The organism is Alkalihalobacterium chitinilyticum (genome assembly GCF_029028005.1).
Classification (GTDB): domain Bacteria; phylum Bacillota; class Bacilli; order Bacillales; family Bacillaceae_F; genus Alkalihalobacterium; species Alkalihalobacterium chitinilyticum.
On the sequence record NZ_JAOTPO010000009.1, the window covers coordinates 180,730 to 206,139 of the forward strand.

Annotated in this window: 20 protein-coding genes and 1 rRNA gene; 16 read left to right on the top strand and 5 right to left on the bottom strand. The window is 38.2% G+C overall.

All coding sequences use genetic code 11. The features are described 5' to 3' along the window. Positions 1-212: 212 nt before the first annotated feature. The 4 genes from N7Z68_RS14260 to N7Z68_RS14275 all read left to right on the top strand — a co-directional run bounded on the left by N7Z68_RS14260 (position 213) and on the right by N7Z68_RS14275 (position 4,603). Positions 213-1,958 carry an acyl-CoA dehydrogenase family protein gene (locus N7Z68_RS14260; protein WP_275119156.1) on the top strand — a complete coding sequence of 582 codons (1,746 nt, stop codon included), beginning with the start codon at positions 213-215 and terminating at the stop codon, positions 1,956-1,958. A 301-nt stretch (positions 1,959-2,259) separates the two neighbouring features. Then, positions 2,260-2,979 carry a gamma-glutamyl-gamma-aminobutyrate hydrolase family protein gene (locus N7Z68_RS14265; protein ID WP_275119157.1) on the top strand — a complete coding sequence of 240 codons (720 nt, stop codon included), beginning with the start codon at positions 2,260-2,262 and terminating at the stop codon, positions 2,977-2,979. A gap of 77 nt (positions 2,980-3,056) precedes the next feature. Further along, positions 3,057-3,686 (top strand): hypothetical protein, encoded by a 630-nt coding sequence (locus N7Z68_RS14270; protein ID WP_275119158.1) that lies wholly within the window; start codon positions 3,057-3,059, stop codon positions 3,684-3,686. A 254-nt stretch (positions 3,687-3,940) separates the two neighbouring features. After that, the gene (locus N7Z68_RS14275; RefSeq protein ID WP_275119159.1) at positions 3,941-4,603 is read left to right on the top strand and encodes an NUDIX hydrolase; all 663 of its coding nucleotides are present in this window, start codon (positions 3,941-3,943) and stop codon (positions 4,601-4,603) included. A gap of 12 nt (positions 4,604-4,615) precedes the next feature. On the opposite strand, the gene N7Z68_RS14280 is transcribed toward N7Z68_RS14275, so the two are convergent. Then, on the bottom strand, positions 4,616-5,446 hold the full coding sequence (locus tag N7Z68_RS14280; RefSeq protein WP_275119160.1) for an MBL fold metallo-hydrolase: 831 nt from the start codon (positions 5,444-5,446) through the stop codon (positions 4,616-4,618). A gap of 146 nt (positions 5,447-5,592) precedes the next feature. Between N7Z68_RS14280 and N7Z68_RS14285 the strand changes: the two genes are divergently transcribed. Then, positions 5,593-6,027, top strand: coding sequence for a hypothetical protein (locus N7Z68_RS14285; protein ID WP_275119161.1), 435 nt, complete (start codon positions 5,593-5,595; stop codon positions 6,025-6,027). A gap of 101 nt (positions 6,028-6,128) precedes the next feature. Here the strand turns inward: N7Z68_RS14285 and N7Z68_RS14290 are convergent, their stop codons facing one another. After that, a complete protein-coding gene (locus N7Z68_RS14290) occupies positions 6,129-6,278 on the bottom strand; it encodes a hypothetical protein (RefSeq protein WP_275119180.1) in 150 nt (49 codons plus the stop codon). Positions 6,279-6,477: 199 nt separating this feature from the next. On the opposite strand from N7Z68_RS14290, the gene N7Z68_RS14295 reads away from it, so the two are divergent. Further along, on the top strand, positions 6,478-8,001 hold the full coding sequence (locus N7Z68_RS14295) for an NAD(P)H-hydrate dehydratase (protein ID WP_275119162.1): 1,524 nt from the start codon (positions 6,478-6,480) through the stop codon (positions 7,999-8,001). Positions 8,002-8,021: 20 nt separating this feature from the next. Next, positions 8,022-8,411, top strand: a complete 390-nt coding sequence (locus N7Z68_RS14300; protein WP_275119163.1) for a VOC family protein — start codon at positions 8,022-8,024, stop codon at positions 8,409-8,411. A 249-nt stretch (positions 8,412-8,660) separates the two neighbouring features. On the opposite strand, the gene N7Z68_RS14305 is transcribed toward N7Z68_RS14300, so the two are convergent. After that, positions 8,661-9,734, bottom strand: a complete 1,074-nt coding sequence (locus tag N7Z68_RS14305) for a serine hydrolase domain-containing protein (protein ID WP_275119164.1) — start codon at positions 9,732-9,734, stop codon at positions 8,661-8,663. Between the two features lie 137 nt (positions 9,735-9,871). Further along, the gene (locus N7Z68_RS14310; protein ID WP_275119165.1) at positions 9,872-10,987 is read right to left on the bottom strand and encodes an acyltransferase family protein; all 1,116 of its coding nucleotides are present in this window, start codon (positions 10,985-10,987) and stop codon (positions 9,872-9,874) included. Between the two features lie 362 nt (positions 10,988-11,349). On the opposite strand from N7Z68_RS14310, the gene N7Z68_RS14315 reads away from it, so the two are divergent. The 6 genes from N7Z68_RS14315 to N7Z68_RS14340 all read left to right on the top strand — a co-directional run bounded on the left by N7Z68_RS14315 (position 11,350) and on the right by N7Z68_RS14340 (position 20,817). Then, positions 11,350-12,771, top strand: coding sequence for an efflux RND transporter periplasmic adaptor subunit (locus N7Z68_RS14315; RefSeq protein ID WP_275119166.1), 1,422 nt, complete (start codon positions 11,350-11,352; stop codon positions 12,769-12,771). A gap of 20 nt (positions 12,772-12,791) precedes the next feature. Continuing rightward, positions 12,792-15,896, top strand: a complete 3,105-nt coding sequence (locus tag N7Z68_RS14320) for an efflux RND transporter permease subunit (protein ID WP_275119167.1) — start codon at positions 12,792-12,794, stop codon at positions 15,894-15,896. Between the two features lie 295 nt (positions 15,897-16,191). Further along, positions 16,192-16,860 (top strand): response regulator transcription factor, encoded by a 669-nt coding sequence (locus N7Z68_RS14325; RefSeq protein ID WP_275119168.1) that lies wholly within the window; start codon positions 16,192-16,194, stop codon positions 16,858-16,860. A 9-nt stretch (positions 16,861-16,869) separates the two neighbouring features. Continuing rightward, complete coding sequence (locus N7Z68_RS14330) at positions 16,870-18,222, top strand: sensor histidine kinase (RefSeq protein WP_275119179.1); 1,353 nt, start codon at positions 16,870-16,872, stop codon at positions 18,220-18,222. Between the two features lie 296 nt (positions 18,223-18,518). After that, complete coding sequence (locus tag N7Z68_RS14335) at positions 18,519-19,847, top strand: phospholipase D-like domain-containing protein (protein ID WP_275119169.1); 1,329 nt, start codon at positions 18,519-18,521, stop codon at positions 19,845-19,847. A 37-nt stretch (positions 19,848-19,884) separates the two neighbouring features. Next, on the top strand, positions 19,885-20,817 hold the full coding sequence (locus N7Z68_RS14340) for a D-2-hydroxyacid dehydrogenase (RefSeq protein ID WP_275119170.1): 933 nt from the start codon (positions 19,885-19,887) through the stop codon (positions 20,815-20,817). A gap of 157 nt (positions 20,818-20,974) precedes the next feature. On the opposite strand, the gene ltaE is transcribed toward N7Z68_RS14340, so the two are convergent. Then, positions 20,975-22,003, bottom strand: coding sequence for a low-specificity L-threonine aldolase (gene ltaE / locus N7Z68_RS14345; protein WP_275119171.1), 1,029 nt, complete (start codon positions 22,001-22,003; stop codon positions 20,975-20,977). A gap of 141 nt (positions 22,004-22,144) precedes the next feature. Here ltaE and N7Z68_RS14350 point away from each other — a divergent pair, with 141 nt between their 5' ends. From N7Z68_RS14350 to N7Z68_RS14360, 3 genes are all read left to right on the top strand, one after another. Continuing rightward, complete coding sequence (locus N7Z68_RS14350) at positions 22,145-23,086, top strand: ABC transporter ATP-binding protein (RefSeq protein WP_275119172.1); 942 nt, start codon at positions 22,145-22,147, stop codon at positions 23,084-23,086. A 15-nt stretch (positions 23,087-23,101) separates the two neighbouring features. After that, entirely contained in the window at positions 23,102-24,517 is a 1,416-nt protein-coding gene (locus N7Z68_RS14355) for an ABC transporter permease (protein ID WP_275119173.1), read from the top strand. A gap of 581 nt (positions 24,518-25,098) precedes the next feature. Beyond that, a 16S ribosomal RNA gene (locus N7Z68_RS14360) occupies positions 25,099-25,410 on the top strand; the annotation flags it as partial.

Sequence of the window (25,410 nt, forward strand, 5' to 3'; positions counted from 1 at the left end):
AAATTTCATTAAGTTGACGTTGACGACAACTAGAACTAGATTGTTTTGTTTTTTAAAATTTAAACTCTATTAATTTACTATTCTCTTGTTTTACAGAATATAATGAAAGCGCTTCCGGAATAGACTTGAAGAAGATACGGCATCTATCAGATTATTTCGTTATGTGAGATGTAAAGAGCTTTATCATAGTAAAAATAAAGGAGATGTAAACTATGGGGAAAAACTTGATTGAAGAACAAAATCAGTTGGATTATGGGAAGTGGGAAAGCGGGAATGAAGCTAATTGGTATACCGATGATCCGATTTTGACACGTTATGCGAAACGGTATCTATCAACCGCTGTATTCAATTATGTTGAAGAAGCTTTTGAGAAAACCGGTGCTTTAGCTGCAGGTCCAATGGATAAACGTGCGGTACATACGGATCGTGAAGGTGCTCCACGATTAAATCGCTACAATAAAAAAGGTGAGGAAATCAATGAAGTTTGGTACAACGAGGGTTATAGGCAAACGGTCAAAGATGGATATGGAACCGGTGTCGTTGCCTATCGTTACGATGAGAGCGCTCCTGAGAAGATTCCATTTTTAGTGAATGCAATCTTAATATACTTAATGTGTGAAACAGAGCCTGGCTTCACATGTCCTGTTGGACTTTCACAATCTGCTGCGTTTGTCCTTGAAAAATTCGGTTCTGATCAACAGAAGGCTGACTATTTATCAGCACTTGCTTCTTGGGACCCAGAAACGCATCAAGAAGGCGCGACTTTTTTAACGGAAATTCAAGGGGGATCTGATGTCGGGGCTGCGACAACTGCAGCAGTTAAAAATGGCGACCATTATTTATTAACAGGTGAAAAGTGGTTCGCGAGTAATTGTGATGCCGAAGTAGCGATTGCTCTAGCTCGTGTGAACGATAAACCTTCGACTAAAGGATTGGGGCTATTTCTTGTCCCGCGCACACTTCCTGATGGAACGCGAAATAACGTAACCATTCGCCGTTTGAAAGATAAGTTAGGGGTGCGAGCTGTTGCGAGTGGAGAACTGATTTTTAATAACGCTGTTGGCTATTTAATTGGAGATGAAGATAAAGGCTTTAAATACATGGCTGAAGCGCTGAATGTTTCTCGTTTAGGAACAGGAATTTCTGGTATTGCACTGGCAAGGCGTGCATTTCTAGAAGCTGCGATCTACACGGAACATCGTGAAGCGTTCGGACAACGTATTAATCGTTTTCCGATGGTTCGTGAAACATTAGTCAAAATGATAACAGAAATTGAAGCGGGCTGGGCGATTTCCGCTCAGATGATCAAGTTATTTGATGACGTACACACGTTTGATAATAAAACAGATGAAAATTATGCGTTACTACGAATTTTACTGTCGTTAGTAAAATACCGTGGTAGTGAACTTGGTGTTTCGGCTACAAAAGATGCTCTAGAGCTTCATGGTGGAAATGGATACATTGAAGATTATGTGACGCCGCGACTGCTTCGAGATGCCGTCGTTAATCCTGTATGGGAGGGCACGGCCAACATTCAAGCATTGGAAATATTAAAAACGTTGCAAAAAGCAGGAACTGGTTGTTTTACGAACGATTTACGTACAACTTTAAATGGAATAGACGATACGGCGTTAACAGATTACAAGGAAACTCTTCAGCAAGAAGTTGATCGAGTGGAGGAGTTACTCAATCATATGTTGAGCCAAGATGCATATACACAAACTGCATTAGCAAAAAAACTAGCTGATTTTATGTATGATGTTTATGCAGGTGTACATTTACTAGAAGAAGCACAATATGATCTTAAAGTGAGTGGCGACCGCCGCAGGGTATTAGCCGTTGAACAATGGAATCGCCTCGTCTTCGATCGCTCACCAGATCGCGGAATTCTAACAAATGAAACCATTTCCGATGAAGTGTTTGAAGCCCTGATTTGCTTCGATAAATCTTCACGTTAAATTTTACTGCTATTCATATTGCATCACACTTCCTACAAATGCCGTTTAGGTGCTAATAGGAGGTGTGGTGCTTTTATTTGGGGGTTGATTGGTTGTGGCTTTTGTTTTGTTATTTTAAGTTTATGGATTGAGGGTTTTCGGCTGTACTTTCCCTAAACTACTTTCAATGGTTATTGAAATGTTCTTTCTGAAAGCTTCTCAAACAAAGGAAACGGCGATGTATGAATGAATTATTTTTAGCTTAAAATATCTTGGATCTCAACTTTATTATCCATGCATTTTTGTTTGAGGAGATGATATCGTGTTACGTCCCAACCAGCCGGTCATTGGAATTACCAGTACAATAGAAAAGCATAATAATATACCTTCTGTACATGTCCATGAGAAATATGTTCAAGCGGTTATACTTGGAGGTGGAATACCGATAGTAATCCCAATTGGACCTGAAAAAATGGTAAAAGAATGGGTTTCGATGTGTGATGGATTTATTTTAAGCAGTGGTGAAGATGTTGATCCTTACTATTACGATACAGATCCACATCCTAGGTTACAAACAACAAACAGTAAACGGGATAAGTTTGAGATTGATCTTGTGAAAAAAGCACAAAGTAAACAAAAGCCCATTCTAGCAATTTGCAGAGGAATTTTTATTTTAAACGTAACTTTTGGTGGTACACTTTTACAAGACATCGAATCGAATAACCCAAAAGCCATTAAGCATTTTCAGCTTGCGGAAAGGCCTGAGCCGACTCATCAAATTAAGATCAATAAAGAAAGTTGGCTGTATGATGTTCTAAAGTGTACATCAACACGTGTCAATAGTATGCACCATCAGGCAATTGAAAAGCTCGCACCAAATTTCAAAATCGTTGCTAGTGCTCCTGATGGAGTGGTTGAAGCAATTGAGGGAGTTGGGGCCTCATTCATGGTGGGTATTCAATGGCATCCGGAGGAAATGGTCAGTGAGGACGTAAGTATGGGTGAGTTATTTAGAAGCTTTATTTCAAAATGTACTGAGTAGATGGGATGAGGAAGAAGTCATACTAATATTGAAGTGATTATTGAAAAAGAAACTTAAGAGCGAAAGGAGTGACTGGATTGACACAAGAGAAAGAAAAATACGTATGGTACGCAAGTTATGGTTCAAACTTAAGCAATGACCGGTTTTTATGTTACATTCGTGGAGGTAAACCTGAAGGATCTGACAAAGAAGAAGTAGGCTGTAAAGACCAATCCTTGCCTCTAAAGCAACGTTCACATATTATGAACTATCCACTGTATTTTGCGAAAAATTCCGACCGTTGGCAAAATCAAGGTGTCGCATTTATCGGCCTTATTAAGGATGAAAATCATAAGACCTATAGTCGAAAATATTTAATTACAGAAGATCAGTTTTTTGATGTTGTGAAACAAGAAAATAACGGAATTGACTTACAGATCAACTTAACTGAAGTAAAGAAAAGCGAGTATAAAACATTACGTGACTCGTGGTACGGAACCATTCTATATATTGGAGAAGAAGACGGTTATCCCATTTTTACATTTACAGCCGATTGGGATTTAGATGTTCCTTTTAACAAGCCTTCTGAACCGTATTTAAGCATGATTATTGAAGGTCTTAAAAGGAATGTAAAGCTTAGTTCCTCAGAAATTGTTGAATATTTAATTTCAAAACCAGGTGTTAACGGAAACTATGAGAAAAGTGAGATCGAGAGGTTAATTAGGTAGAGATTGAGACGCTCATAATAAAGGCGTCTTTTTCATTTTGCTATAAAGAATATTTAGTTTTGTCGAATGAAATTTCAGGTCAAACAGTGCCTTTCAGATGCTAAACTTAACCATTAAACAGTCCAGCTTTTTGTATGTTTGAATGATTTATGATAAGGAAGGGAAACAAGTCGAGAAAATTGAATAGATATATAGTAAGAGTGGTATTTGTTTAAATGAACAATCTATTAGCTAATTGAAAAAAGGAGGTAATAATGGCTGTCATTCCTAAACCCGCATCAACTGTAGTTTTAATGGATCAGTTATCTCGAGTGTATTTAACGAAGCGTCCGAAAGCGATGAAATTTTTAGGTGGTTTCTATGTTTTTCCAGGTGGCACTGTTGAAACAGAAGACTACATAGCAGGAAGTGATTATATTAAAAATCATGATCCTAGTGAGACATTTAGTGTAGCCCACTATGTAGCAGCTGCCAGAGAACTATTTGAAGAGATTGGTATATTTCTTGGTACACGAAAAGACGGACAGCCTGCGTATTTTACAGAACAACAAGAAAACGACTATCGTCAACAACTATTAGAAGGTAAGCTTTCATTTCTACACCTGTTAAGGCAAGAACATTGTTATCTGAACCTTGATCATTTGCAATACTTTGGCTACCGGTTAACACCGAAAGCAAGTCCGTTTCGGTTTGATACTCGCTTTTTCCTTGCTAAACTACCGAAAGGACAAACACCTAGTCCCGATTTGCATGAAGTTGACGAGGCTTTTTGGATCGCACCAGAAGATGCTTTAGCTTTATATGAGAAGGGCGAATTGCCGATGGTTTCACCAACGATTGTTTCACTTCGTACGCTAGTCAATCATCAAAAAGGTGATCCATTGATGATGCCAGAAAGACAGAAAAGTAATGGATAAAGTAACGTCATATCACCGGATTGCATAATGAATACCTCGTTTTGTGACAAGGTCTTCTGTTAGAAGTTTGATCAGGTGCGCTTCTATTGTTTTCGTTGCCACATGAAAAACACTAGGGTGAATCGTGTTTTCATAGATCTTTTCGGTCAATTGAGCTGCGGTTAGCTGTTTGTATTGCTGCAGTAACATTTTGATTTGATCTTCTCGTTGAAGTCGACGATTTAAAACGAAATCAATCTGTTCATAAGGGTTTGTTACCCATTGTCCGTGACCAGGTCCAATTTTAGCAAGTGGAAGCTGTTTTAGGCGATTTAATGTTTGGATATAATCGCTCATGTTTCCTTCTGGAGGTCCAATCCATGTCGTCCCATTAGCAACGATATTGTCTCCAGCCAACAAAACCTGTTCTGAAGGTATAAATACGTTTAAATGCCCTGCTGTGTGACCAGGTCCGTGAATGATGGTCAAGTCAACATCAGCTATTTGCAGAGTGGCGCCATCTTGTAAACAAGAAATACTAGTTATTGGTGAGATTGCTTTTAAGATGTCTTGTTTCTCATGCTTATGACAGTATACAGTAGGTGCCCAGTCACGGAATTGTCGTACACCTGGTGCGTGGTCACGGTGGGAGTGGGTGAGAACGACTGCGCTTGGTTGGGCAATGTTATTTTCCTTAATCGCTTTTTCAATTTTGTCTCTCGTCTCTTTTCGATCATAACCTGCATCCACAAGTAAACTTTTATTCTCGTTTCCAACTAAATAACAATTTGTAGTCGTGTGTGGGTACAGTGTTGGAGTTGGAACAGGGATCTGAACAATTTTAATTTTATGACCTGCTTGCATAAACACTTTCCTTTCTAGTCCATTATTTTATACCATAACAACTGTTTCTTCTTTTCTCATCATATTCCTTTTAAAAGATAACTTACCAGTCAGCTAACTTTTTTTAGTTGGGTCATGCCAACTTTTTTATATAAGGAGTTAGACAGATGAATTTACATGTTTTAACTATGGTTTTTCCACTTTTGCTTTTGCTGTATCAAGTGATTATTGATTTTGTAGATCTTTTCCCATTCAATGATATCAAGGCAAAGGATACGCGGTTAAGGAAACTCGAAGTATTGGGCAATTATCCGCCTCTCATTATCATTGCGTTTTGTTTTTACTTTAATATGACGTGGAGTGTGTGGGTTGGTTTCGTGTTAACAAGTACGATTTTGATCATGCATTTGTTTGCTTGGTGGCTCCCTTATTTAACGGGATATCCGAATGGGGTGCGGGGCGATTACGAAAAATATTTTACGAGGACATATAAATTTTTACCGAGAATTAAAAATCACATTGTTCCAGATGCTGAACATATAGGAGTCGGTGTATTAATCGTTGCTACTTTTGTGATACAAGCGTTGTATCTTTTGGGATGAAATTACAGAAAATCCCCTCGGAAGATGCACTCTACGAATGTAAGGTGGATCTTTAGGAGGGGATGAATTCGTTATAAATTGGGGTGAGATGCTTAACTGGATTATTGCTCTGAATTTTGACGTCCTGTTGGAGAAATTGCTTTTTCCAGCTCTTCTTTTGATAACATGTTATCTGAAGTCATTCCATCGTTATATGGATTTCCTTTTTGACTTCCGTTTTTCTGGTTCATTCTTTTTTTGTTGTTAGTCAATGTCTTCACTCCTACAGTTTAGTTCTTCCTTAAATATGATGGCAATTTTAAAAGGAATTATGCTTCATTCACATAATAAATCGCGTAATTATCTAAAGAGATATCTCAAATAAGAAAATAAAAAATCTTGTCAACGTACTACCGTCATGAATGGTAAATAACTTATCATAATAGGTAAGAAAAAAAGAAGGTGATCGTATTGAGAATAGTAACTGCTGCAGAAATGTATAAGATGGATACATACACAATTGAGAAGGTTGGCATTCGTGAAGATACCTTAATGGAGAGTGCAGGACAAGCTGTTGCAAAGCTGATGATTGATAAGCTAAATCCTAGTCAAACCATCATGATTCTCGCGGGTGCAGGGAATAATGGTGGAGACGGATTTGTGATCGCAAGGATATTAAAAAGTTACGGGTATCGTGCTGACTTGTGGATCATTCCACCTCCTGAAAAAATAAAAGGGGCAGCTAAACACGCTTTAGATGTATACCTTCGCTCTGGCTATAATGTCCAGTACTTCACCGAAAATGAAGAAAAGTTCTTTAAGTTGTTGTCGACATACGATGTAATTATTGATTGTCTATTAGGAATTGGTGTAAAAGGTGATCTGCGTGCACCATACAACGTGATCATTAAAGAAGTCAATGGCTTGCAGTCTGCCCAAGTCATTTCTGTTGATGTTCCAAGTGGAGTCGCAGCAGACGGGGGGAATGTAATTGATGCGATTAAAGCAGATGCAACGATTACAATCCAAAATCCAAAAGTGGGTGCGTTTACTTATCCAGCGGCATCCTATTATGGGGCAGTTAGTGTGGTTGATATCGGTATCCCGCCGCTTGTTGTCGATGAGTGTACAGAACGAAAAGAGTTATGGACAGAGAAACATGTGTTGAAGCACTTGCCAACAAGACAACCACACGTGCATAAAGGTACGAATGGTAAGGCATTATTGATCGGTGGTTCTCGGGAAATGACAGGTGCTGTTATGCTTTCTGCAAAGGCTGCGCTTCGAAGTGGTGCTGGTTTACTCACTGTGGCAGTTCCAGACGTCATTCATTCGATTGTGGCAACACATCTTTTAGAGGCGATGTATTTGCCTTGTGCTACGAAGAAGGATCATTTTCAAGGTGAACTAGCTATTGATTTTGGTCGATTTGATGCAGTTGCCGTTGGTCCGGGGATGGGAAGAACAGCAGGAGGCCAAAAAGTAGTTGGAGAGGTTTTACAGCAGAGGGTACCTGTTGTGTTAGATGCTGATGCTTTATTTCACGTTACAGAGCTGATGCTTCTTTTAAAAGAGCGTAAAGAGCCAACTGTGTTAACTCCGCACTCAGGCGAGATGGCTCGTTTATGCGGAATATCGATTGAAGATGTTGAAGAAAAACGATTTGAGTTATCTAAGCAGTTTGCAGTGGAATATGGCGTTTATCTGGTGCTGAAAGGCCCTTTCACCATTGTAACGACACCTCGTGGTGAGCAGTTTGTCAATCCAACTGGGAATGCGGGATTAGCTAAAGGTGGTTCAGGGGATGTTTTAACAGGGATGATCCTCGCCTTTATTATGCAATACACGTCTGTTCAGGCAGCGGTTAGTAATGCTGTGTTTGTTCACGGAAAAGCAGCCGATTTGTTACTTGAAGGTAAGCACACACATACGGATATAATAGCTACGGATGTGATTGAAAAAATACCAAATGCGTTAAAATTGTTTCAACCATAGAAAGAAGGGAGGGCTACGTTTTGATTACATATAAGGAACTTCATCATGTTAGTTTACCAGTAACTAATTTGGAGAGATCTAAAATATTTTATCGAGAGATATTAGGACTAGAGGAACTGGATCGGCCGAATTTTGATTTTGATGGAGCTTGGTTCCAAGTCGGGAAGCAACAGATTCATCTCATCGTGTTTCCAGGGTCAGAGATGATTAGACAGAAACGAGAAATTAGTACGCGTGACGCTCATTTGGCCGTGAGAGTTAACGAATATGACAAAGCATTAGAATGGCTGAAGAAGCATAACGTCTCATTCAAAGAAAATCGTTATAGTAAAAGCGGTTTTGCTCAAATTTTTTGTACTGATCCAGATGGCCATATTATTGAGTTAAATGTGGATCAAAAAGATTTATAAAGGCTGTGAGCGTTGAATGGTAAATTGATATAAAAAGGGACGTCTTGTGAAAAGATGCACTTACACGAGGAGGCTGGTTATTTTAACAAAGACGTAATGCCCTTCATAGAGGTGATGAAGGACAAAACAAGGAAGAACGGCAAGGGAAGTGTCCTTCATAGAGCTGATGAAGGACAAAACAAGGAAGAACAGCAAGGGAAGCGTCCTTCATAATAGTGATGACGAATTGGGGTCCCTTGTTAAGGCGTATTACCCTGTTATTTGTGCATCGAGGATTTTCTGTAGTAGCGTTAATCTTTTTTTATTACTAACTTGATGAATGGTACGGTTCAAAATATTATCTGAGTTAACGCGGTGAACAAAAACTAGATTTTTTTCCGGTATGATATCGATCGATTGTCCGTATCGTCCGATCGCTGAATAGAGACCTAAATCACTGAACTCACCAGTGTCTGCTATCCACCACATATACCCGTACCCATATTGTTCCGTACCTGGAACTGAAGTATGAACGGTTGTACTTTCTTTAATCCATTGTTTAGGTATAATTTGCTCACCTTCCCATACCCCATTTTGAAGAACCAATTGGCCGAATCTTGCCATATCTCTTGCTGACATTCGAAACAGGTAAGAAGGGTGAATGGAACGGTTAACTTCTAGCTTGTAAGACGTATCGTCGGTAGTATAATCTTCCATACCGATTGGAATCGCTATTCGCTCTTTGAATTCCGTAAATAGATCAGTGTTTGTTTTTTCTTTAAAAATGGTTCCTAATACATTAAAATCCCAATTATTGTAATAAAAATGAGTGCCCGGCAAATGTAAGCCTCGATCTGGACGAGTCCACCTCATCCATAGTGACTCTTCACCAGCTGTTAGGAAAACGCCCGAACGCGATGTAAGTAAGTCAACGATCTTTGCTGTTTGTTCTTGCTCGGTCAGTTGCACGTTGTCGATAATGTCTAATTCTTTTAAAGTTGATTGAATATTAATGTTTCCTTCATGGACGTGAATTCCGTAAAGGGCACTTAAGAAACTTTTTCTGACAGAATGAATATTGCTTTTTCTCGTCGTATCTCCCCATGACACAAGAACTTTCCCGTCGTAAATGACCATGGCTGCAGTTGAACCTAAAGAATCGTAGTAACGTTTGGCCTCTTCTAGTCGTTCTGATGACCAGCCCGCATGTTCAGGTGTTTCATACTGTTTCCATGTCGAGTGTGTAATTGTCGGTGTTGAATTTTTTGAACTTGTTAGAGTGTAAATGAATGTAAAAAAGATCCCAGAAAGGATAATAATTGGCCATTTCTTTTTACCGAGCATAGTTCATTCATCCTTAATTAGTAGGTTACTTTCGTCTTCTATTATCTAATTATCGTTTATTGTAGTTACTTTTTTTGTGTACTTCAATAAAATTAACATTGAGTTTAGGGCGTTACGACTTTTCCGACAACGATCATTTATTTAATAAACTTAGAAATGGAGCTAATGGGTGTCGTTGACGTCTTTATCGATGTTTTTGTGATGTCGACATGACCAACTATATATTTCCCAAACGAAAAGAGATTAAATAAATAGATCGTATAAATAGAGGCAAGAATGCTGCCAAAAAACAAAACCACAATTGTAAAAATGCCTAAATTAACAGCGGTCAGACTAAAGACCAAAATAAGTGCTGCCATATAGAGTGTATGAAGCAAATAGATACCATAAGAATATTTGCTGATGAGCATAAATGCGCTCGGGATTCGTTTCATTTTCATCGCTAAATATAGGACAAGTGCAATGATACTGATTGTATGGAATAGAATGTCAATTCGTTTTGAACTGTGGATCGTAATAAATTCTGAATGGTATAAAAAAAGCAGTATCACGCTTGTTATCACGGGAGCGCTAAACACTAAATATTTGTATTGATTAATATAGTTAGTTACTTTTTGATAATGTCTTCCTGTGTAATACGCGAGTGAATAATAAAAAATCCAACCTGGAAAAGGGATCCAATAGTAACGTTCCCAAATATATTCGCTAAACCAAAAGTTTATCGGATTGCTGAAATTAAAGATAGATAAGTAGATTATATTGATGATTAAAGAGCTTGTTATGACGAGGATTGCTGAATGTTTGTCAAACCACTTTTTGAAAAGAATAAACATCAGATAGAATTGGAAAATAATGAGCACAAAATAAGCATGGAAATCACCAATCAAAGCATTTAAAAATACTTTTAAAGTAAATTGTTCGAATGAAATCAGTAAGAATGGTAGAGCGTAAAGGACGGCCATACATAGATACGGTATTAAAATAAATTTAACTCTTTTTAGCAGAAATGGCTTATAGTCAATTGTTCTATCTTTGTAACTATAACCGAGAATAAAGGCTGTAATAAAAATGAATGCAGGTGTTCCGTAATATAGGAATACATTCAAAGAGTCTAGTATGATTAAAAGGAAATCAGGCAGTTTTGATAAAACCCGTATATACTCCGTACCCCATGCAATTGAATGCAGAAGTACGATCGTTAAACACGCAATACTTCTTAGAAAAAAGATCTCATTTACATGGTTTTTTTTCATAATTACTCAACATCTTTCTCTCGTTTTAAAGTTATACAACCGAATTTAACATATTTTTACCATTTTTTAAAGCGACAAGCTTTTGATAAGCTCAAGCGCCTCTGGTTTATAACTAGTTACCCTCAATATTCAACCCATAAACATGGTAGCAGGTACCTTTACTCTTTTACTGTAGTAAAGGTACCTGCTACCGTGCTTTTTTCTTTACTTTTTTTTACTATTTATTTTAAAAATTAGTTATAATATCGTTATAAAAATATTGAACAAATCGTTTAGTTCATATTCAGTTCATTTAGAAATGTTAAAATGGCTAAAGTTAATAAAAGTTATTTATTTTGATTATATAGATGGAGGTCAAGAGGATGAGGTTTAGAAAGCGTATTGGAGTTGGACTTCTAGCAACGACAATGATAGTTGGACTTGGACTAGCTGGATGTAACTCTGAGACAACTAGTTCAGTAGAGGAAGAAAATGAGGAAGTTTCTTTTCCAGTTGAAATTAGTAAAATCGAAAAAGGGGAACTAGTTAGTGAACTAAAACTTAATGGAAATGTCATGGCTGGTAAGGTCGTACCTGTCCTTCCTATGTTAACTGGTGAAGTTAAAGCCGTTCATGTTAAAAACGGAGATACGGTTAAGCGAAATGATGTCATTATTGAAATAGATGCTACTGACGTGGATTTAAATATCTCGCAAGCCCGTGCTGGTCTAGAAGCTGCTGAAGCGAATTTAAAGAGTGCTAAGTCAATGAGAGAACAAAGCATTAAACAAGCCGAATTACAGGTTCAACAAGCAAAAGATGTTCTCCACATGATTAATACGGCCAGCAAACCTGATGTCTCGCTGGATGATGTACCTGAAGAACTGCAAGGTGTTGTTGATAGTTTACTAGATAGTAACATGCCAACTGAAAACGATAAAAAACAGGCTGAAAATGCAGTAAAGCAAGCTGAGATGGCATTGCAACAAGCTAGAGGTACGGATCAAATTTCGGCAGCTGAAGCTTCAGTAAAGCAAGCTAAGGTCGGCGTTCAAATGGCTGAACAGCAAAAAACACATGCTGTCGTGCGAGCACCGATGGCGGGAGAAATCAGTAACTTTAATGTGACCGTAGGAGAAATGGTGTCACCCCAATCACCATTATTACAAATCGTGCAAATGGACGAACCAATCGTTCAACTTAACGTAAATGAATCAGTTCTAGCAAATTTGCAAGTCGGCGAATCTGTTGATATTCATATTCGTTCATTGAACCAAACGTATGAAGGTCAAATTAGACACATTAGCATTCTTCCAGCAGAGCAATCACGCGCGTATCCAGTAGAAATTGCATTGACAGAACCGGATGAAAACTTACGCATCGGAATGCTTGCTGAAGTACTCATTAAACCTTCGTTCGCAGTAGAAGAAATTTTAGTCCCTGCCAGCGCTGTAACTATTGAAAATGAGGAAAGAATTGTTTATGTGACTTCTGATGGAGAGCGAGTTGAAAGACGAGTTATTACGATCAAGAGTGAAACGTCTGAGATGTATAGTGTTGAAAGCGGACTAGCAGAAGGAGAATACGTTGTTGTTAGAGGAACTCATCAACTATATGAAGGAGCGCTAATTAACATCCGTAATGATATTGGTCAATCGTTTGGACCTCAATCAGAAGAAAGTATAAATGATGAAGAAGAACAATCTGAAGATGAAATAAAAGACGACGATATTGATGATGAAGAAGAAAATGATGAAGATACTGAAGAGGCAGATAATGAAGAAACAGAACAAAATGACGCTTAATCACAAAACGGGGGTTCTAAATGAAATTAATTAAAGAATCGGTGAAACGGCCAGTTGGTGTTATCATCGTCGCTCTCGTTATGATTATGCTTGGCGGGGTGTCGTTATCTGGCTTAAAAGTAGACTTAATGCCGGATTTAGATTTACCAATTGCTGCTGTTTCCACTTCATATAGTGGTGCTGCACCACAAGAGGTTGAAAATTTAGTCACAAGGCCGCTCGAAGGAGCACTTAGTGCAACAGAAGGTCTATCGACAATGCAGTCGATTTCTACCCAAAATCAGTCATTAATCATTTTAATGTATGACTTTAACACAGATTTAGATGCCGTCATGTTAGACTTGCGGGATCGGATCGATATGGTTCGAACGACTTTACCTGATGGTGCTGGAACACCTAGTGCGATGCGATTTGATCCAAATCAATTTCCGATCATACAAATGGGTATTTCAGCAGACATGGATTTAACAAGACTTACTAACATTGCTGAAGATACTATTATTCCGCGTATGGAACGTATTATTGGTGTTGCTACTGTTAATTTAACAGGGGCGCAAGAACGTGAAATTATTGTTGAGCCGGACTTAACGCTCATGCAAAACTACGGTTTAACCATTTCACAATTATCACAAATCATCGGTGGAGAGAATATAAGTGCACCGGCAGGAGAAATCAAGCGAGGCGGGCAAGAAATGCCGCTGCGAATGATTGGGGAGTTCCGTTCGATTTCAGAGATTGAAAATATTAATCTACCACTCCGTACAGGTGAAACCATTAAGTTAAAAGATGTTGCAGAAGTAAAAGATACGTTTAAAGATATGTCTTCATTTGCTTATGTTAACGGTGAACCTACATTAAGTATTGATATTTCAAAACAAGGAGATGCCAATACAGTAGATGTAGCAGATGCTGTAAATCGAGAAATGGAAAGACTCCAAAGAGAATTACCCCAAGGTGTTACACTAACAATGATTATGGACTCTTCCATTTTTATTAAAGACTCGATCAAAAGTGTAACAATGAATATGATCCTTGGTGGCGCCATGGCGGTGCTTGTCTTATTGCTGTTTTTAAGGAGTTTTAGAAGTACGTTAATTATTGGATTGTCAATTCCAATCGCAGTTATTTCTGCATTTACGCTTCTATATTTTGCAGGAGAAACTGTAAATATTATTACACTCGGTGGACTTGCCTTAGGGATTGGTTTACTAGTAGATAGCTCGATCGTTATTTTAGAAAATATATATAAATACCGAGAGCGAGGTTATAGTCCGAAAGAAGCTGCGATAAAAGGGGCTTCTGAAGTTTCGTCTGCTGTAATTGCATCAACGATGACAAGTCTTGTCGTTTTTGTTCCGATTTTATTTACGCAGGGAATCGCGGCGGAACTGTTCTTACCATTAGCGCTTACTGTAGGGTTCACATTGATTGCCTCCTTAGCCGTAGCTTTAACGATCGTACCAATGTTATCTGGTCTTTTATTACCGGAAATGAAAGTAGAAGAAGATCCGAGAGGTTTAGGGAAAGTAAGTGTCAAAATTGGTGAATTTCTAGAAGGAATTAATAATAAATATCGTAGTATTTTGAAATGGTCAATTAATCATCGAAAAACCATTACATTTGGAACGTTGTTTTTATTAGTAGCCAGTCTAGGAACGGTTAAGTTCGTTGGGCTAGAACTAATGCCCGCGTTTGATCAAGGGGAGATTTCAGCAAGCTTTGAAATGCCTTCTGGAACGTCACTTCAAGAAACACAGGCTGTTGTAAGTGAATTAGAAGAGTTTTTATTAGACACTGGTGTCACTGAAGTCGTTTACACTTCAATCGGGGGCGGAGGAATGATGGGGGCTGGTGGAGGCTCCAATAGTGGGAATTTCTATATTCGCCTCGTCCCAGCAAGTGAGCGAGATGTTACTACAAACCAAGTTATTCAAGACTTTGCCGAGTTTTCCGAGACACTTCCTGATATCGAAGTAAATGTTTTCTCATTTGAAAGTGATGGAATGGGAGGCAACCCGATTGAAGTAGAAGTAAGAGGTGAAGACTTTGATACTCTTAAGGTGATTGCAGATGATATTAGTGAGTTAATTAACGAAATTCCCGGTACAGCTAATGTGACGCATTCAATGGGGGAAACAAGACCAGAGATGCAAATTCATGTTGACCGTGATGTCGCTATGCAATATGGATTTACGTATGCTGAAGTGATGGACACTGTTAGAAGTAGTGTGAGCGGACAAGTTGCGTCGCTTATGCGAACTGAAGGACAGGAAATAAACATTACGGTGATACTGCCTGAAGAATATCGAGAAAATTATACGCAATTGCAAAACTTACCGCTAGTTACTCCAGCCGGAGATACGGTTCTGCTTTCGACGATTGCTGATTTTGTTCAAGCTGATGGACCGAATGTTATTAATCGTCAAAATCAAACACGTGGTGTCGCTGTAACAGGAGACATCATGGAACGTGACTTAGGTAGCGTCATCGCAGATGTTGAAGCTGAATTGAATCAGTACATCTTCCCTGAGGGGTATGATTATCAAATTGGTGGAGACTATGAAATGATGATGGAGGCGTTTTTTGATTTAGCGCTTGCCCTAACTTTAGCTATATTCTTAGTTTATGCAGTTATGGCGTTCCAGTTTGAAAAAGTGTTGTATCCATTTATCGTTATGTTCAGCCTTCCAGCAACATTTATTGGTATAATGGCAGGCTTCTTGATTACAGGGCGTCCATTAAGTGCCCCTGCTTTTATCGGAGTCATTATGCTCGCAGGTATTGTTGTAAATAATGCGATTGTTTTAGTTGATTATATTAACAAATTGAGAGATCGCGGAATGACAAGAGATGAAGCGATTTTGGAAGCTGGACCAACGAGGTTACGACCAATCTTAATGACAATGCTGACAACTGTTCTAGCGATGGTACCATTAGCGATTGGAATTGGTGAAGGTGCGGAGTTACAAGCCCCAATGGCAACCGTTATTGTGTTTGGGTTAACATTTTCTACTGTCATTACGTTAGTCCTTGTTCCGGTTATCTACATCTACACGGATAACTTTACAAATTGGTGGAAAGGCATATTTACTCGTCGTAAAGAAAAAAATGAAATCGATGTGTAATAACTCGTAATTCTTAGCAATTTAAAAAGGGATAAAGCAAACAAAGGGTGGATCCGTCCATCCTTTGTTTATATACGAAGATTGAAGCCTGAAATCTAGAGAAGATCGAAAAAATGGTGATCAAAGAACCGGTTGAAGCCTGAAATCTAGAGAAGATCGAAAAAATGTTAATCAAAGAGCCGGAGAAGCTCAAATCCAAGAGGAATCGAAAAACGGTATTCAAAAGTCTTATCTAGGTCTAGATCTAGGTTATGGTATCAGTAAGAAAAGCATGAAAAGAAAGTTGGAATGTCCTATGAATACAATTCTAGTTGTTGATGACGATGCGCATATCCGTAAGTTAATTAGATTATATCTTGAAAATAACAATTACTCGGTAATTGAAGCATCAGATGGTCGAGAAGCGTTAGCTGTTTTAGCAGAGCAACAAGTGGAGTTAGCGATTGTTGATGTGATGATGCCACATGTAGATGGAATTGAATTAACAGAAGATATTCGATCATTTCTAAATATCCCGATTTTGATGGTCACCGCAAAAGGTGAATCTCAAGACAAGGTCAGAGGATTTAAAGCAGGAACAGATGATTACTTAGTAAAGCCGTTCGATCCAGTAGAACTAATTCTGAGAGTCAATGCTCTCTTAAAACGTTACAATGCAAATTCAGAGAATATCATTAAGGTCGGATCTACGTTAATTGATCTAGAGCGACTTATTGTACAAGCTTCAGATAAAAACGTTTATTTAAAAAGGAAAGAATGTGAATTGCTGTTTGAATTAGCGCGTTCGCCAGGTAAAATATTCACTCGTACTCAGTTGATAGAGAAAATTTGGGGGTATGACTACGATGGTGATGAAAGAACAGTCGATGTCCATATTAAACGGCTAAGAGAACAAATAGGATCCTTTCCTGATTTAACGATCACTACAGTTAGAGGATTAGGTTATCGCCTGGAGGAGATTTAATTGTTAAAAATGAGTCTCTACTCACGAATTGTTGTAACGTTTATTAGTGTGGTCATCATTAGTTTATTTATTTCTTATTTGATCAATTCACTTTTTTTTCATCGTGAATTGTTTATAGAAGAGGAAGTTACTAAACATACGACTGGCGTTGCAGAACTTGTTGAAATTGCTCAAGTGGAAAAAATCCCTGAATTATTTGAGACGTTGAGCGAATTTAATTTTGAACTTATGCTTATAAATGAAGAAGGAGTATTACATTCTTTTGCTGACCCATCGTTTATAATCGATCGAGAAACGGTCATAACGGTCTTGCAATCATCTAAGAAGGAACCTCATTTTCTTCCGCAAAATGAAATGAGCTCTACGACGAGGATTATCGGTAAACCTGTCGAGATTGCTAATGAAAGACACGCTCTGTTTGTTCGAATTAATTTTGAGGAAGAATTGTTTGCGATTAAACGAGTGATCTTTTTTACACTGTTTCTCGTTCTATTTATAGGAAGCTTATTAATTTTACTTGCTTCAAGATATTTCGTAAACCCAATAAAAAAATTAACGGATGCAGCAAAAGAAATGGCGACAGGGAATTTTTCTGTGCGATTAAAGAGTAAAAATAAAGATGAAGTAGGAGAACTAATTACGAGCTTTAATTACATGGCTTCGGAGTTAGGGAAAATTGATAAAATGCGTGAAGACTTCGTCAGTAACGTCTCTCACGAAATCCAATCACCTCTTACTTCTATTCGAGGCTTTACAAAAGCATTAAAAGATGACGTGATCCCTAAAGATCACCAAGAAGAATATTTAGATATCATCTACCAAGAAACCGAACGTTTATCCAGGCTGAGTGACAACTTGTTAAGACTAGCTTCGTTAGAATCAGAGCACCATCCGTATCATCCTGGAAAGTATAAGCTTGATGAACAAATTCGAAGAACAGTACTTGCTACCGAACCGTTGTGGAAAAATAAAAATCTTGACATCCACCTCGAGCTTGAATCGCATCATGTATTTGCGGATCAAGATTTATTTGAACAAGTTTGGTTAAATCTCATTACGAATGCCATCCGTTATACTGATGAAAACGGGATGATTGAAATCTCCTTGAAGGAACAAGCCAATGAACTGATTGTCAGCATAAAGGATACAGGAAAAGGTATTCCGAAAGAGGCTGTCCCTCACTTGTTTGAACGTTTCTACAAAGTGGATAAAGCTAGAAGCAGTTCCGTAAAAGGAAATGGGCTTGGATTATCGATTGTTAAAAAAATCTTAGCCCTGCATGGTTGTTCAATTCGTGTGGAAAGTGAAGAAGGGATTGGGTCAACGTTTATCGTTCGAATACCACTATTGGAAAATGAGTAAAGATAAAGGTAAAGGTGTGAAATTTAATTTCACACCTTCATCTGTCTGTAGGGACGTAATTAGATTAAAAAATAGGTTCATATAATAGGTACATGAAATAGGTTTTTGAAAATTAATATCATTTTGGGATTGTTGAATGAAATGAAAGGCAATGAAAAGAGGTGATTTCTATAAAGAGGAGAGGGTTTAAAACGGCTGTCATAGTAGCTGTTATACTAATCGTGATCTATGGGTTATATGCGTTTATTTCTGGGGTATTGGCTTTTAGGTTTCACCAACCGCACGAAAGTAACTATATGAATAACCTGAACGTTGATCGTTTTTATGGAGATGAGCATTCACAAGACAGGGTTGCGTTAGTGGAGGATCCTTTTGATGCTGGTCTTGCTCGTGTCAACCTCATCGAAAGTGCAAATCATAGCCTTGATATTTCTTATCATGTATTACATGAAGGGAAAGCGAGTGAAGTGTTTTTTTCAAGTATTATTAGTGCAGCAGACCGTGGAGTTCAAGTTCGTGTTTTACTAGATGGGGTGTTTCATAATTTAAGAGGGTCGATGAAAGACATTCTGTATGTATTTACGGATCATCCTAACATCCAGCTTAAATTTTATGAACCACTTGATCTTTCTCGGCCTTGGACTTGGAATAATCGGCTCCATGATAAATTAATCATTATCGATAAAAAGTATGCAATGATTGGTGGTCGGAATATAGGCGATAAATACTTTGCACCAGAGGGTTATGAAGGAGCATCAAATGATCGAGATGTGGTGATCATTAATACGAATCAAAACTTATTTCATGAAAGTGTTACTTCTCAAATGAAGGACTACTTTGATGATGTTTGGGATCATGAATTTTCTAAAGTCCCATTAACCCAATTATCAAAAAGACAAGAAGTGGCGGCTAAAGAAAAGTTAAATCTACTACGACATTTTCCAGAGACTTTTTATAGCACTTATCCAGAATTTATTCAAAAGGACATGAATTGGCTCGAACAATCCTTTCCTACCAATAAAATTACATTCATTCATAACCCAATTAGCCGGATGAATAAAGAGCCATGGGTATGGTATGAGTTAACAAGCTTAATGGAACATGCGGAAAAGTCAATCTTAATACAAAGTCCGTATATTATCCCTAATCACGATATGATGAAACATTTGAATGAAGATGTTGTTACTGCAGATGAAATCCTCATGTTAACAAATTCTTTAGCTGCAACCTCAAATATGATCGCTTACTCCGGTTATATGAAATCGCGAGAAGATATTGCGACCTATTCGACTGTTGATTTATACGAATTTCAGAGCTCCACTAGACAGTTGCATATGAAATCATTTTTATTTGACAGCCGGATCAGTGTAGTGGGTTCGTTTAATTTCGATCCGCGAAGTACATTCCTTAGCACAGAATCTATGGTCGTGATTGATAGTGTTGAGTTTGCTTCAGCTTTACAGGACGAAGTTGAAACCGTACTGACTGAGCAGAGTTTATTAGTAGGTTCTAATGGTTCTTATGATCGAAGTTCACACGTTGAAGCAGAGCATGTTTCATTTTTTAAAGCAGCAATTACAAAAATGCTATCTATTCCTATGCGTTTTTTTCAATATATGTTGTAATAGTATAGGAGAAACTATTGTAGTTGGGGTGAGGCTAGTGAACATCAATAATATTGTTGTTGTAAGTCCGATGCATAATGAGATTAAAACAATTATAAACAATAGAAACTTAGCGTATAACTTTCGTTTCTTACCTGAAGAAAAAGTGACCACAAGTGATTTAGAGTGGGCCGATGCATTTGTTGCATTTAATACAAAAAAGGATTATGACTATAGTCAAGTTCGGTGGGTTCATTCACTTGGTGCAGGTGTGGATCGATTTTTATTTAAGAAAAAGTGGCCTGAAGATGTTCTATTAACACGGACGGTTTGTTCATTCGGTCAACGAATTGCGGAATATTGTTTAAGCTATATTTTAAAAGATGTACAATTCCACGATTCGTTTCAACAGTTGCAAACAAACAAGACGTGGGAACCGATTACGCCTCGGTTACTGAGTGAACAAAAAGTGATGATATTTGGAACAGGAGAAATTGGTCAAAAAACTGCTGAAGTCTTATCAACATTCGGGATAGAGGTTTATGGTGTTTCACTAAGCGGAAAAAATAAAGCCTATTTTAAAGAGGTTCTGCCTGTTGGTTCCCATGAAAAGCGTTTAGGTGAAGTTAACTATGTTATTAATACCTTACCGTTAACTGAGAAAACAGAGAAGCTGTTTGATCGTCAAATTTTTCATTCCTTATCTAACGCAGGGTTTATTAATGTTGGCAGGGGCGCATCAGTCGATGAAGAAGCATTGCTTGAAGCGCTTGACCGAAAGCATGTGAAATTTGCTGTACTTGATGTTTTTACTGTAGAACCACTCCCGCAAGAACATCCATTATGGGGCCATCCAAGTGTAACGATCACACCACATATTTCAGCAGTGACAACACCTGATGAAGGTGTCGATTGCTTTGTTGATACGTTACGGAACATTGAAGCAGGCAATTCCCTTCGTAATCAAGTTAATATTAGTAAAGGATTTTAATAATAGCTTGCGAAGAGCAACTTTAAAACTAACTATAGCAAAAACAACCCTCGTGCCGACTATTTTGTTGGTAAGAGGGTTGTTTTTTTGTAGATTTTACATGTAGTTAGGTGAATGTGTGAATTTTATTGTCCGATGCCTTACACGACCTAAAGGATTATAAAATTCCGCTGATCGTCTCCACTGCAGTTTGAACCATGTCATTTGTTACTTCACGATGAGTGACAAAACGGATAATTCCATCATCGAAAGGCACAGCTAGAATGCCTGCGTCTTTTAGTTTACTTAAAAATTGGTCGTTGGATAAGCCTGTTTCTTTAATATTACAAAGAATGATATTCGTTTCTACTTCTTCTACCCTTACTTGAAGTTGAGGAATGGTAGATAACCCTTCTGCTAACAGCTGAGCATTTGCATGGTCTTCTGCTAGACGGTCAATCATTTTTTCTAATGCAATAATACCTGGAGCTGCAATTACACCTGCTTGGCGTAAACCGCCGCCGAGACGTTTTCTCCATTTTCTTGCTTCATTAATAAATGATTGACTACCTGCTAAGATGGAACCAACCGGTGCTGATAACCCTTTCGATAAGCATACTTGAACGGTATCGACATGCTGTGTTAACTCGGAAACGGGTACACCTAATGCTACCGCGGCATTAAACAGTCTGGCACCATCAAGATGGACCGGTACGTCTTTTTCTCTAGCAATCTCATAAATTTCTTTCATCGTTTGAACAGGTACGACTTTACCACCTGCTTTGTTATGTGTGTTTTCCAAACAGATTAGACCTGAGTAAGGATAGTGAATATCTTCTCCTCTAATCGCTTTTTTTACATCTAACGGGTCCAGTGCTCCCCGCAGACCTTGAATTGGTCTCGTTTGTACACCAGCAAGGGCGGAAGAAGCACCACCTTCATATAAAAAGATATGAGATTCAGCCTCTAAAATCACCTCATCACCTGGACGGCAATGCGTTAAAACGGCGACTTGGTTTCCTTGTGTACCGCTAGTAACGAATAATGCGGCTTCTTTCCCTAGTATTTTAGCGGCTAATGCTTCTAGGCGATTAATGGTAGGGTCTTCACCATAGACGTCATCACCGACTTCTGCTGTCAACATCGCTTGTCGCATTTCTTCTGTTGGTTTGGTTACTGTATCGCTACGAAAATCAATAAATGTCATTTTCCTCTCTCCTATGATGTATTTTATGACCATTATACAGGAGAAAGGTGTTGTCGTTAATTTTTGTGCTATTTCCACTCGTATCTGTATGACTGCATTTAAATATGGAAAAAATATCAAAAAAGTAAAAAAGGAGTACCTATGAACATCATTGAATTAGAAAACGTTGAAAAGGAGTATGCCCAGCGAAAGGCAGTTAGCGGGATTAGTTTGAGTATAAAAGAAGGAGAAGTATTTGGAATCCTTGGACCGAACGGGGCGGGGAAAACGACAACTTTACTAATGCTTAGTGCACAACTCCAACCTACGAGCGGAGTTGTGTGGTTTGATCAGGTGGACTTAACAAAAAATATGAAAAAGGTAAAGTCATTTGTCGGTGTTGTTCCACAAGATATTGCTTTGTATAGTGAACTCAGCGGTTTTGATAACTTATTCTTTTTTGGATCCTTATATGGAATAAAACGTAAAGAATTAAAAAAACGAGTCCATTCGCTTTTAGATTTAACTGGTCTTAGTGACCGTGCGAGCGAACCTATCTCTCAGTATTCAGGTGGAATGAAGAGAAGAATAAATATCGCTGCAGCACTCTTGCATGATCCTAAAGTCGTTTTAATGGATGAACCTACCGTTGGAATAGACCCGCAATCCCGAATTAAAATATATGAGCTCATTGAAATGCTTAAAAAAGAAGGAAAAACGGTCATTTATACGACGCATTATATGGAGGAAGCGACATCGCTTTGTGATAGAGTAGCGATTATTGATCATGGAAAACTATTAATGCTAGATAAAGTAGCTGATTTAATCGATACTGTTTCTGCCGGAATTGTTGAATTTCAATTACGTTCTCGAGATCAATTAGAGCCAGCTGTCCATTACATAAGCACACTGCCGTTTGTGAAAGAGGTTGAAACCAGTGAATTAAAAGTAATGGTAGTTGTAACGACGAATATTCAAGAAGCGATCGGAACTTTAATGAATGGACTTCAGGCGAACAGCATCGTTATTGATGATTTAATGATTATGCCACCTAATTTGGAAACCGTATTTTTACGATTAACTGGAAAAGCACTGAGAGAATAATTGGAGGAGCGAGCTATGTCGTTTTGGGTAATTACGAGAAAAGATTTAAAAATTCTACTGCAAGATCGCGGGGCTGTCGTTGTTTTATTTTTACTTCCAATCATGTTTATTAGTATTATGAGCTTTGCGTTAATGCCTATGTATAATCTAGGTGGGAAAGATGTTGAAGTGCTTGTGGTAAACGATGACTCGAGTGAAGCCTCTTTTCGTTTTGAAGAAACATTGAATAAGGTAGATGGACTTACTGTCGTTTCTAAATTTGAGGGTCAAAAATTAACAGAAGAACAGGCACAGTCTCTTGTGTTAGATGGAAAATATCCACTTTCAATCATTATCCCTAGTCAATTCAGTCAAGCATTGAGCCAGCAAGAGCCTATTGCCATTACGACTTATCAAGATGCAGCTCAACGAAGTTCAACTTCTGTACTAGAGAAAGCGATTGAAGGTGTTACTCAGTCCTTTTCGATGCAATACACCATTAATCGTATGGTCGACAACCAAGTGGAAGTTGTTAATGAAAAATTGAATGATGAGTTAGCAAAAATGGAGGAAAAATACGAACAACAGTATGAGCAACTGTTAAACAGCGTGAGTGTGGGTTTGTTTTCTCTTGAAACGATTGAAAGTTCAACAATAGCCGGTGATATTGAAAGAGATTCCCTAATACTAGATGCGATGAAGGACGAATTGAAGATAGAAGCACAAGAAGCCTTAAATAACCCCAATGTAACGGTTCATTCCTTGACAGGTGCCCAACGACGATCATCCCAACCGGATCCTTTTCAACAAAATGTACCTGGTTATACCGTTATGTTTGCATTTTTTATAGTCACTTTTGCTGGCAGGTCATTCTTAAATGAGAAAAGATCAGGAACGTTGCAAAGGATTTTATTAGCTCCTGTTTCTGGTTGGAATTTACTGATAGGTAAATGGGTTCCGTTTTACTTGATCGGCCTTACTCAAGTTGCGATCCTTTTCAGTTTCGGTCATTTCGTTTTTGGGATGTCCCTAGGAAGTTCGCTATTCGCGTTACTTCTTATTAGTTTAGCGTTAGTGTGGGTTAGTTCATCTTTAGGGATGCTAATCGCCTCTCTCGTTCAGACTGAATCGCAAATTACAGGTTGGTCTGTGATGGTCATTTTGACGATGGCAGCACTCGGTGGAACGATGGTCCCATTATTCGTCATGCCAGACTTGATGCAACAAATTGCTTTTATTACTCCTCATGCATGGGCATTGACAGCATATCAAGATATACTAGTCCGAGAACTTAGCTGGACAGATATATTAAATAATTTATTCATTCTTGGAGGTTTTGGGGCAGTGTTTATGTTGATTTCAATCTGGAGGATGAGAACCTATATTTCAGGGGAGCAAGACTCTACTAAGCAGATAATTACTAGAAATGAATTAGTTGAAAAGGACTCTTAAAAAGGTAGTTACTCTATTTAATTGGGTGCGCTGATGAATTACGTTCATTCGCACCTTTTTTATATGGAGGTTGTGATGAGTGTTGCACATTATAAATCGAAATAGTTACGCATAAACAACGTCACTAAGCAAAAACTATCTCCCGCATGATATGTCCAAACAGCAAACGGCTGAAAAAGCGGCTAATGATTACCAATCATTTCATAATGATAAATGGTTGTAATTCATTATTTTATTTGATATATTATTTCTTGTCGCTTTTGTGAGTGACTAACAAATCAAAGCCAAAAAGGTTAATGATTGGTTTTGGAAATTTAAATTAAATGTTGCTTTTGTCAAAGTTTATTGATATAGTTGAACTTATCGCTTTGAAAAAAACAAAACTTTTTACCAATAATTGTTCATTGATGAAAAGGAATAAGCGTGATAAGATAAGTATCCAGTCGTTAACACGACGGAAAAGTTCTTTGAAAACTGAACAAAAAGCCAAGCGAAATAAATGAGATACATGATATCTCGTCAATCAACTTCATTATATATGAAGTAGTCACTACGGTGACAAGTGAGCTATATCAAACACTTTTATGGAGAGTTTGATCCTGGCTCAGGACGAACGCTGGCGGCGTGCCTAATACATGCAAGTCGAGCGGACCTCATAAGAGCTTGCTCTTATGAGGTTAGCGGCGGACGGGTGAGTAACACGTGGGCAACCTGCCCTGTAGACTGGGATAACTTCGGGAAACCGGAGCTAATACCGGATAATCAGTGACACCACATGGTGTCATTGTAAAAGTTGGGATACTAACACTACAGGATGGGCCCGCGGCGCATTAGCTAGTTGGTGAGGTAACGGCTCACCAAGGCGACGATGCGTAGCCGACCTGAGAGGGTGA

Bases quoted from the DNA above. Each gene is read 5' to 3' on its own strand.
- N7Z68_RS14260 (WP_275119156.1), top strand. From the start codon at position 213: ATGGGGAAAAACTTGATTGAAGAACAAAATCAGTTGGATTATGGGAAG.
- N7Z68_RS14275 (WP_275119159.1), top strand. From the start codon at position 3,941: ATGGCTGTCATTCCTAAACCCGCATCAACTGTAGTTTTAATGGATCAG.
- N7Z68_RS14280 (WP_275119160.1), bottom strand. From the start codon at position 5,446: ATGCAAGCAGGTCATAAAATTAAAATTGTTCAGATCCCTGTTCCAACT.
- N7Z68_RS14285 (WP_275119161.1), top strand. From the start codon at position 5,593: ATGAATTTACATGTTTTAACTATGGTTTTTCCACTTTTGCTTTTGCTG.
- N7Z68_RS14305 (WP_275119164.1), bottom strand. From the start codon at position 9,734: ATGCTCGGTAAAAAGAAATGGCCAATTATTATCCTTTCTGGGATCTTT.
- N7Z68_RS14310 (WP_275119165.1), bottom strand. From the start codon at position 10,987: ATGAAAAAAAACCATGTAAATGAGATCTTTTTTCTAAGAAGTATTGCG.
- N7Z68_RS14315 (WP_275119166.1), top strand. From the start codon at position 11,350: ATGAGGTTTAGAAAGCGTATTGGAGTTGGACTTCTAGCAACGACAATG.
- N7Z68_RS14320 (WP_275119167.1), top strand. From the start codon at position 12,792: ATGAAATTAATTAAAGAATCGGTGAAACGGCCAGTTGGTGTTATCATC.
- N7Z68_RS14325 (WP_275119168.1), top strand. From the start codon at position 16,192: ATGAATACAATTCTAGTTGTTGATGACGATGCGCATATCCGTAAGTTA.
- N7Z68_RS14330 (WP_275119179.1), top strand. From the start codon at position 16,870: ATGAGTCTCTACTCACGAATTGTTGTAACGTTTATTAGTGTGGTCATC.
- N7Z68_RS14335 (WP_275119169.1), top strand. From the start codon at position 18,519: ATGAATAACCTGAACGTTGATCGTTTTTATGGAGATGAGCATTCACAA.
- ltaE (WP_275119171.1), bottom strand. From the start codon at position 22,003: ATGACATTTATTGATTTTCGTAGCGATACAGTAACCAAACCAACAGAA.
- N7Z68_RS14350 (WP_275119172.1), top strand. From the start codon at position 22,145: ATGAACATCATTGAATTAGAAAACGTTGAAAAGGAGTATGCCCAGCGA.
- N7Z68_RS14355 (WP_275119173.1), top strand. From the start codon at position 23,102: ATGTCGTTTTGGGTAATTACGAGAAAAGATTTAAAAATTCTACTGCAA.